The following is a 9,327-nucleotide window of genomic DNA, read 5'->3' on the forward strand; positions in this document are numbered from 1 at the left end:
ACTGACAGCGACCTGCTCGATCGCGCCCCGCGCAACCTCAAAGAAATGTGGACGCGCCTGCGCACCCAACTCACGCCGACCTCGCTGCTGTTCCGCCACGCCTTACGCCTGGCCCTCGCGTTGACCATCGGCTATGGCACGCTGCATGCGATCCACGCCTCCCAGGGCTACTGGATCATCCTCACCACCCTGTTCGTCTGCCAGCCCAACTACGGCGCCACCCGGCGCAAGCTCGGCCAGCGGATCATCGGCACCGCCATCGGCCTCACCGTGGCCTGGGCGCTGTTCGACCTGTTCCCCAGCGCCCTGGTGCAATCGATGTTCGCCATCGCCGCCGGCCTGGTGTTCTTTATCAACCGCACCACCCGCTACACCCTGGCCACGGCGGCAATCACCTTGATGGTGTTGTTCTGCTTCAACCAGGTGGGCGATGGCTACGGGCTGTTCCTGCCACGGCTGTTCGACACCTTGATCGGCAGCGTGATTGCCGGCCTGACCGTGTTCCTGTTCCTGCCGGACTGGCAAGGCCGGCGCCTGAACAAAGTGCTGGCCAACACCCTGACCTGCAACAGCATCTACCTGCGCCAGATCATGCAGCAATACGCCGCCGGCAAACGCGACGACCTCGCCTATCGCCTGGCTCGACGCAACGCACACAACGCCGATGCGGCGCTGTCCACCACCCTGGCGAATATGCTGATGGAGCCGGGGCACTTCCGAAAGGAAGCCGATGTGGGCTTCCGCTTCCTGGTGCTGTCCCACACCTTGCTCAGCTACCTGTCGGGGCTCGGCGCGCACCGCGAAACCCAACTGCCGGCCGACGTGCGCGAGCACTTGATCGACGGCGCGGGGAAAACCCTGGCGGCGAGCATAGACGAAATCGCCACGGGGCTGGCCAGTAAACAGCCAATCGCGATTCAGAGCGATGCCGAGGAAGCGTTGGCCGCCGATCTGGAACAGATGCCGGATGAAATCGATGAAGGACAGCGTTTGGTGCAGACGCAACTGGCGTTGATTTGCCGGCAGTTGGGGCCATTGCGCACCCTGGCGGCGCACCTGATCAAAGACACCAGCGCGGAGTAGGCCCCTACATCCCGTGCTGCTTCATCAACCGCGCATAGCTGCCATCAGTCTTCATCTTGGCAATCTCGCGGTCAAAGCTGGCAACGATCTGCTCATGCTCGGGGTTCTTCAGGCTGACCAGAATATGCAGGCTGTTTTCACTCAACGACTGCGGCAAAAACTCCACCGAGTTACGCACCCGCGGCGACTCCTGTGCCAGGTAATAGCGGGCGACGTATTCGTCCTCCACCGTCAGGCGTACCCGACGCGCGACGAGCATGCGCACCGCCATGGCGAAGTTATGCACCGGGATTTTCTGTAACAGGGTGTCTTGGTCAAATGCTGCTGAATACGCATACCCGCGCACCACGGCGATGGGGTAGTCGTGCAATTGCTCAAGGTTCTGGAACTCGATGGGATCGTCGCGGCGCTTGATAAACACCAAGCGGTTGATCAGGTATTTAGCGGAAAACTGCCCCAGATGCGTGCGCGCGTCGTCATACCAGGCGTTGACCAACACGTCGTAGCGCCCATCGCCGACGCCCATCAACGCGCGGGCCCAAGGCACCTGCTCGAAATCACTGGCATAACCGGCGCGGGCCAAGGCCGTGCTGACAATATCGGTAGCCAGCCCGCCATTGATCAAGGTGGCATCGGTAAAGGGTGGCCAGGCATCCGCCACCAGGCGCAGACGCTGCGCGAACGCCGGCTGGGCCATCAACAACATTCCAATCAAAGCAACGGCACGAGAGCATCGCGGCATGCTTAAAATCCTTGGCGGGCAGGTGGTGGCCTTGACTCAGGCAGTGCCTGAGGATCTAACAGTAGCTCAGATTACACAAAGAACCCGACGCTGAATGCACACAATGATGGCAGATTGACGTCACTGACAAAAATAGCTGATTTAGACAGAAGTGCCTACCGCGCTTACTATCCGGGACAGACACTTCCAAGAGAACCGCACTATGACAGTCGAATGGGTCTGCAAACATCACACCGAGCTGGGCAAGGAACAGCTGTACGCCATTCTGCGCCTGCGCAGCGAGGTCTTCGTCGTCGAGCAAAAGTGCCTCTATCAGGACATCGACGGGCAGGACCTGCAAGGCGATACTCACCACCTGATGGCCTGGAAAGACGATGAACTGGTGGCCTACCTGCGCCTGCTGGACCCGGAGACCCAGGCCGGGGATGTGGTGATCGGCCGGGTGATCGTGGCACCGATGGCTCGCGGCACCGGGCTGGGGCATCTGATGATGGAAGAAACGCTCAAGCAGATTGACGATATCTGGCCAGAGACACCGATCTTTCTCTCAGCCCAGGCGCATCTGCAGGGGTATTACGGGCGGTATGGTTTTTTGGTGGTGGGTGAGCAATACCTTGAAGACGATATTCCCCACATCGGCATGCGGCGTGCCTGATGGCGCCATCGAGAGCAAGCCAGCTCCCACATTCGAGCGCACTCCAAACGGTGTACGCGGTTAAATGTGGGCGCGGGCTTGCTCGCGATAGCGTCAGCCCAGCGACCGCCAAGGCTCAGGGATAACCCAATACCTGTTTGATCGACGCAAGATTCGCCTCGATCCACCCCCGATCAATCGCGCCCCAATCGCGAATCCGATAATGCCCCGCATGATTGCGCGCGCCGTCTTCCTGCTCGAACTCGCAGACGATATCCAGATCCGCCAACGCCGCAATCGTGTCCTGCGCGGTGCGCCGGGGCATGCCCGTCACCTCGGTCAGCGCCGGCACGCTGCTGGCCTGCTGGCTGTCGATCAAATACGCCACGTACAGGCGGCGGTAGAAGCTGCTTTTGGTCTTGCTCACATCCATGGTCAACCGCCTTGGAAAGTCAGGGTTTGCCCTGCAGATCGCGATACGTGAGGTACACACGCAGGTCGAACTCCACCTGATGGTAGCCCGGCATCATGTACTCACAGAGTTTGTAGAACGCTTTGTTGTGGTCCGATTCCTTGAAGTGCGCCAGCTCGTGTACCACGATCATGCGCAGAAACTCCGGGGCAGCCTCCTTGAACAGCGCGGCGATGCGGATTTCTTTCTTGGACTTCAGATTGCCGCCCTGAACCCGCGAGATCGTGGTGTGCAGGCCGAGGGCGCGGTGGGTCAGATCAAGGCGGTTATCGAACAGCACTTTGTCGATGGCCGGCGCGTTGCGCAGGTGCTCCTGTTTCAAGGCCAGCGCGTAGGCGTACAGGGCTTTGTCGCTCTGCACGGCGTGACGTTCGGGGTAACGCTGTTCCAGGTAGGCGCCCAACTGGTCCTTGGCGATCAGTTGGCGCACTTGCTCCTGGAGGGCTGCGGGGTAAGCCTGGAGGTATTTCAGTGCGGTCATTGAGGTCTGCAACAGGGTTCGAATGGGCGCCAGTGTAGCGAATTCAACCGGAACGGGCGCGCGACCAGTCAACCACCGCCTCGGCCATCAACGGTTGCGCCGCCCACGGTCCCTGGACAAACGCGCAACCATTGGCCTTGAGCCACTGGGCTTGCTCCTGCGTCTCTACGCCCTCGGCGACCACCAGCACGCCGAAATGCCCGCACAACTCGATAATGCTGCGGGCCATCGCCGCATCCCGCGCCGAGCCCGGCAGGCACGCGATCAATTGGCGGTCGAGCTTGAGCGTGTCGAATTCCAGGTCGCGCAGGTGGGCCAGGGAACAGTGGCCGGAACCGAAGTCATCCAGGGCGATGCGCACCCCGACCGCGCGCAGCAACTTGAGCTGCTTGGCGGACTCTTCGAGGTTATGCATCAGGCTGTCCTCACCGATTTCCACTTCCAACTGGCGCCCCTGCAACCCGTGTCGGTCGAGCACCTGCTGCAGTTGGCTCGCCAGGTTGGGCATGTTGAACTGGCTGCCGCTCAGGCTCACGCTCAACACCAGCTCATCCTCGAACGTGGCTTGCCACGCTTGGCGCTGGGAAGCGACCTGGTGGTAGATCCAGGCGCTCAACTGACTGATCAGCCGCGCCTCTTCCAGCAGCGGCAAAAACAGCCCCGGCGGTACATCGCCGACACTCGGGTGCTGCCAGCGCAACAATGCCTCGACGCCACGCAGATGGCCGTCCTCCAGGGACACCTGGGGCTGGTACACCAGGGTGAAATCCTTGTTCTGGATGGCGCTGCGCACGCTGTCTTCGAGCATCAGCCGCGAGCGCGCACGGCCGTTCATTTCCTGATCGTAATAGCGATATTGCTGACGCCCCGCACGCTTGGCTTCATACATGGCGATGTCAGCCGCACGCAACAGGCCACTCAAGTCCGAGCCGCAATCCGGGAAAGTGGCGATGCCGATGCTGACCCCGAGCATCACCTCCAAACCGTCAACCTGCTGGCCAACAGACACGCGCTCGATCAGTTTCTCGGCAATCTTCGCTGCCTGCTCGGGGAACTCCAGCTCCAGCAACGCCGTGAACTCATCCCCGCCCATGCGTCCGAGAATGTCGTAGGAACGCAGGCAACTCTGCAACTGTTCCGAGACCCAGCGCAGCACCCGATCACCGGCGTCATGCCCCAGCGAGTCGTTGACCCGCTTGAAGCCGTCGAGGTCCAGATACAGCAAGACCAAGGACTGCTCGGTCAGATCACTGCGCAGCAGCGAGTTTTCCACCGCCTGGTAAAAACCACGGCGGTTCAACAAGCCGGTCAGCGGGTCGGTCACCGCCTGGAATTCCAGTTGTTGATGCAAATGGCGAACTTCGGACATGTCCAACACGGTCACCACCATCGCCTTTCGCTCGGCAGGCAATGGCGCACAGGACAGCGCCACCGGCACCTGCTGACCACGTCCGGTGCGCAAGATCGCATCGTGCAAGCGCCAGGTTTCGCCCTGGCGGTAACTGGCGCACATCTGCGACTCAAGCCAGGCCGGCACATGGGGTTTTTGCAGGAAACTCAGGAAATCCTGGCCGTTGAGTTCATGGAGCGTGGCATTGAGCAGACGCGAAATCGCCGGGTTGGCGTACTCGATCACGCCCGCCTCGCTGACCACCAGGATGCCTTCGGCGGCGTTATCCAGCACCGAGGCGTTGAAGGCGCGGGCGGATTCCAGGTCATGACTCAGGCGCTGCAAGGCCCGGCGATTGCGCTGGTGCTCCAGCAACGCCTGAACCTTGGGCTTGAGAATATGCGGGTCGAAGGGTTTGAACATGTAGTCGATGGCACCGCTGGCATAACCCTCCAGCACGGCAGCCGGCGATTGCGCATTGGCGCTCAGAAAGATGATCGGTGTCATGCGCGTGCGCTGGCTGCCGCGCATCAGGCGGGCGACTTCAAAACCGTCCATGCCGGGCATCATTACGTCGAGCAGCACCAAGTCGACTTCGTGCTGGAGCAACAGATCCAGAGCCTCCAGGCCGGAACCGGCGGTCACCACCTGCCAGTCATCACGCTGCAAAAGGGCACGCATGCTGATCAGGTTTTCCGGGTAGTCATCGACCACCAGAAGAACCGAACCACCATCGCCTGGGTGTGGAGCGCATTCCATGCTACGTCTCTTCCTTAAGGTGCCGCATCGGTCAGTTCTGACAGAAAAACCAGGCAAGCACTGAGGTCTCACTCTAGCCTTGGTTCCCAAAAATCAGAAGTGACGCGGGTGCCATCATTGCGCCAAAAACTGGTAAGCCGACTAACGGTCAACCTCTACAGCCCACGTTTCATGCGGAACATGGCTTTTTGACATTCCCTTGGCGCCAATAACTTGCCAGTCATTGATTAACAAGCGGTGGGCTACCGCCTATAAAGATGCTGTCTGGCCCAAGGGCCAAAGCCTACACCTATCTGTAAAAAGGCCTACGCCATGATTGATCTTTCCACCTGGAACCTAAGCATTCCGGTCGGCTCGCCCCCCACGACGATCGACACCCCAAAGCTGATGAATGGTTTCAACGACCAATATTTCCAGGCCGAAGGCAGCAACGTGCAATTCTGGACACCCGTCACCGGCACTCGCACCGAAAACGCCATTTACCCCCGCAGCGAACTGCGTGAAACCTACGCCGATGGTCGCCTGCGCAACTGGACCTACCCCGAAGCCGACAATTATCTACGCGCCACATTGACCGTCAATCAGGTGCCCTCCTCCGGGAAAATCGTCATCGGCCAGATCCACGCCTATGACAGCCAAAAACCGCTGATCAAGCTGGAATACCAGTTCAAGGAAAAAACCCAGACCGGCAACATCGTCGCCAAGGTCCGCATGCGCCCGGACGAGGATGAAAGCCGGGTGATCATCGTCGCCTCCAATGTGCCGCTGGAGAAGAGATTTACGTACACCATCAACCTCAATAAAGCCGGCTTGCTCAGCGTGTACGCCGCCGACGATGAGTGGAACGAACGCATTGGCGCGGCATGGGGCAGCAAGCTGCTGTATTTCAAGGCGGGGACGTATGTGCAGGACAACAGTGGCGACAGCAAGGAAGGTGCACGGGTGACGTTTGCCAAGCTGGATATCGATCACGAGTGAACGCAGGCTTGTTTGATTTTTAAGTCGGCACTGTCCGCGATGGCGGTGGGTCAGTGACCGGATAAGCTGTTTGACCGTCCGCCATCGCGGGCAAGCCCGGCTCCCACATGTGTCCTGCGTCGACGGAGGGTTAAGGGTCCGTCCTACACACTTCGCCGAGCGTGACCTGCAAGCTGATCAAATCCCGGCCAAAAAAAAGCCCGCATCGCTGCGGGCTTCTTTTTTAAACGCCTGAGGCTCAGTTCACCTTGGCGTTCAACTCACCTTTCAAATACCGCTGGTACATCGCTTCCAACGAGATCGGCTTGATCTTCGAAGCATTGCCCGCAGTACCAAACGCTTCATAACGTGCGATACACACATCGCGCATCGCCGTCACGGTCGCGCCGAAGAATTTACGTGGGTCGAATTCGCTCGGGTTGGTGGCCATCAGGCGACGCATCGCGCCGGTGGACGCCAGGCGCAGGTCGGTGTCGATGTTGACCTTACGCACGCCGTACTTGATGCCTTCGACGATTTCTTCAACCGGTACACCGTAGGTTTCTTTGATGTCGCCGCCGTACTGGTTGATGATCGCCAGCCATTCTTGCGGCACCGAGGAAGAACCGTGCATCACCAGGTGGGTGTTGGGGATGCGCTTGTGGATTTCCTTGATGCGGTCGATGGCCAGCACGTCGCCGGTAGGCGGCTTGGTGAACTTGTAGGCGCCGTGGCTGGTGCCGATGGCGATGGCCAGGGCGTCGACCTGAGTCTTCTTGACGAAGTCGGCAGCTTCTTCCGGATCGGTCAGCATCTGGCTGTGATCCAGCACGCCTTCGGCGCCGATGCCGTCTTCTTCACCGGCCATGCCGGTTTCCAGGGAACCCAGGCAACCCAGCTCGCCTTCAACCGATACGCCACAGGCGTGAGCCAGGGCCACGGTTTGTTGGGTGACGCGCACGTTGTACTCGTAGTCAGTCGGGGTCTTGCCGTCTTCGCCGAGGGAGCCATCCATCATCACCGAGCTGAAGCCCAGTTGGATGGAACGCTGGCACACGTCCGGGCTGGTGCCGTGGTCCTGGTGCATGCACACCGGGATGTGCGGGAATTCTTCGATCGCGGCGAGGATCAGGTGACGCAGGAACGGGGCGCCGGCATATTTGCGCGCACCGGCCGAGGCCTGGACGATCACTGGAGAGTCGGTCTTGTCAGCGGCTTCCATGATGGCGCGCATCTGCTCAAGGTTGTTGACGTTAAAAGCTGGGACGCCATAGCCGAACTCGGCTGCGTGGTCCAGCATTTGACGCATGCTGATAAGTGCCATTGTGTTGTCTCTCCCGGTCGAGGGTCGTTAATCGTGCAAGCCTGCCGTAGCGGCGGCTGCTATTCAAGTTATTGCCGGTCAGGCTTTGCATGCCTGGCTGGCTGAATCGTTTTTTGTGAGCCGGACTCAACGCCGACATCACTTTGAAACCGTATCAATGTGGGAGGGGCGGTGCGACGATTCGACTTGCCCGCGACGGCGATTTACCTGTCGACATCGCGGGTGGCTGACCCAACGCTATCGGGGGCAAGTCGAATCGTCGCACCGCCCCTCCCACATTTTGGTCTCATTAATGTTGAGACCGTGTTCTGTTTACTGGGCCTTGCAGCCGCGCCCGATCAAATCGTCGGTGGCAACCCAGTAAACCAGGCCTTCCTCACCTTTTGTGTGAAACGCCAACTGGTCGTTGCTGTACAACACGCCCGACGCCGCCACGTCCTGCTTGAGGCGGTAAACCTGGGGCGAGCCGCCGAGACGGACGTCCACTTCGGTGCGGGCCGGGTTGGCAAAGCGCCAGTTGACCTCGGCCTTGCTGTCGCAGGTCCAGGTCGTCCATTTGTCAGCAGGCTCTGCCTTGTTGAACATGTTCATGCTGCTGCAACCGGCCAGTAGGGCCAGTGCTGCCAGGGCGAAAACGCCTTTCATTGCCAATCCTCGCACGCAGGCCCAAGGGCTGCGTTGCAGTCGGTTAGTTGATCAGACCCGTCAAGGGCAACCCTGTTCCTGACCGTTGGGCGCAGAGTCGTATTTCTCTAGCCGTTCGTTGCCCATGCGCTTGTTGATCACCGGCATGGTCTCGGCTTGCCAATCGGCCTGGTAGCAGTTTTTTTTCTGCGCAGGCGGCGCTTTTCCAGGCGCCGGCGCCGCGCTCGGCGTGCTGCCGCAGCCGGCCAACAGGCCCGCTGCGATCACCAGTGCCAACGACTTGATCATGGGAATGCTCCTTTTCCTGATCGCCCGCCTCAGCCTTTGGCTCGGCTTTCCAGGACTTCAACGGCAGGCAGGACTTTGCCTTCGACAAATTCGAGGAACGCGCCGCCACCGGTAGAAATGTAGGAGATCTGGTCAGCAACGCCATACTTATCGATGGCCGCCAGGGTGTCGCCGCCGCCGGCGATGGAGAATGCCGAGCTTTCGGCGATAGCCTTGGCCAGCACTTTGGTGCCGTTGCCGAATTGGTCGAACTCGAACACGCCGACCGGGCCGTTCCACAGGATGGTCCGGGAGGCTTTCAGCAGCTCTGCGAAGTTGGCCGCGGTTTGCGGGCCGATGTCCAGGATCATGTCATCGGCCTCTACGTCATCGATGAGTTTGACCGTGGCTTCGGCGCTTTCGGCGAATTCCTTGGCCACGACCACGTCCACCGGCAGCGGCACGCTGACCTTGGCGGCGATGGCACGCGCAGTGTCCAGCAGGTCCGGCTCGTACAGCGACTTGCCCACCGGGTGGCCGGCTGCGGCCAGGAACGTGTTGGCAATGCCGCCG

Annotated in this window: 11 protein-coding genes; 3 read left to right on the forward strand and 8 right to left on the reverse strand. The window is 60.3% G+C overall.

Translation table 11 applies throughout. From position 1 onward, the window contains the following. Positions 1-1,083, forward strand: a 1,083-nt coding sequence (locus L9Z73_RS19025; protein WP_247404030.1) for an FUSC family protein, incomplete at its 5' end; no start/stop codon positions are given. A 4-nt stretch (positions 1,084-1,087) separates the two neighbouring features. On the opposite strand, the gene L9Z73_RS19030 is transcribed toward L9Z73_RS19025, so the two are convergent. After that, positions 1,088-1,825, reverse strand: a complete 738-nt coding sequence (locus L9Z73_RS19030) for a substrate-binding periplasmic protein (RefSeq protein WP_247404032.1) — start codon at positions 1,823-1,825, stop codon at positions 1,088-1,090. A gap of 202 nt (positions 1,826-2,027) precedes the next feature. Here L9Z73_RS19030 and L9Z73_RS19035 point away from each other — a divergent pair, with 202 nt between their 5' ends. Further along, positions 2,028-2,480 (forward strand): GNAT family N-acetyltransferase, encoded by a 453-nt coding sequence (locus L9Z73_RS19035; protein WP_247404035.1) that lies wholly within the window; start codon positions 2,028-2,030, stop codon positions 2,478-2,480. Positions 2,481-2,595: 115 nt separating this feature from the next. On the opposite strand, the gene L9Z73_RS19040 is transcribed toward L9Z73_RS19035, so the two are convergent. Genes L9Z73_RS19040 through L9Z73_RS19050 form a run of 3 tightly spaced genes read right to left on the reverse strand, consistent with a single transcriptional unit; the run spans position 2,596 to position 5,561 of the window. Continuing rightward, positions 2,596-2,892: a winged helix-turn-helix domain-containing protein gene (locus tag L9Z73_RS19040; RefSeq protein WP_247404038.1), complete on the reverse strand. Its 297-nt coding sequence runs from the start codon at positions 2,890-2,892 to the stop codon at positions 2,596-2,598. A gap of 19 nt (positions 2,893-2,911) precedes the next feature. Further along, on the reverse strand, positions 2,912-3,412 hold the full coding sequence (locus L9Z73_RS19045) for a M48 metallopeptidase family protein (RefSeq protein ID WP_010207148.1): 501 nt from the start codon (positions 3,410-3,412) through the stop codon (positions 2,912-2,914). A 43-nt stretch (positions 3,413-3,455) separates the two neighbouring features. After that, entirely contained in the window at positions 3,456-5,561 is a 2,106-nt protein-coding gene (locus tag L9Z73_RS19050) for a putative bifunctional diguanylate cyclase/phosphodiesterase (RefSeq protein ID WP_247404042.1), read from the reverse strand. Positions 5,562-5,873: 312 nt separating this feature from the next. On the opposite strand from L9Z73_RS19050, the gene L9Z73_RS19055 reads away from it, so the two are divergent. Continuing rightward, complete coding sequence (locus L9Z73_RS19055) at positions 5,874-6,539, forward strand: polysaccharide lyase family 7 protein (RefSeq protein WP_247404045.1); 666 nt, start codon at positions 5,874-5,876, stop codon at positions 6,537-6,539. A 238-nt stretch (positions 6,540-6,777) separates the two neighbouring features. Here the strand turns inward: L9Z73_RS19055 and fba are convergent, their stop codons facing one another. The 4 genes from fba to pgk form a co-directional block, all read right to left on the reverse strand. After that, a complete protein-coding gene (gene fba, locus L9Z73_RS19060; RefSeq protein WP_247404048.1) occupies positions 6,778-7,842 on the reverse strand; it encodes a class II fructose-bisphosphate aldolase in 1,065 nt (354 codons plus the stop codon). A gap of 312 nt (positions 7,843-8,154) precedes the next feature. Continuing rightward, a complete protein-coding gene (locus tag L9Z73_RS19065; protein ID WP_247404051.1) occupies positions 8,155-8,487 on the reverse strand; it encodes an MliC family protein in 333 nt (110 codons plus the stop codon). A 60-nt stretch (positions 8,488-8,547) separates the two neighbouring features. After that, positions 8,548-8,775 (reverse strand): hypothetical protein, encoded by a 228-nt coding sequence (locus L9Z73_RS19070; protein ID WP_247404053.1) that lies wholly within the window; start codon positions 8,773-8,775, stop codon positions 8,548-8,550. A 29-nt stretch (positions 8,776-8,804) separates the two neighbouring features. Beyond that, positions 8,805-9,327, reverse strand: a 523-nt coding sequence (pgk, locus tag L9Z73_RS19075; RefSeq protein WP_247404056.1) for a phosphoglycerate kinase, incomplete at its 5' end; no start/stop codon positions are given.

The organism is Pseudomonas emilianonis (assembly GCF_023072625.1).
Lineage (GTDB): Bacteria > Pseudomonadota > Gammaproteobacteria > Pseudomonadales > Pseudomonadaceae > Aquipseudomonas > Aquipseudomonas paraveronii.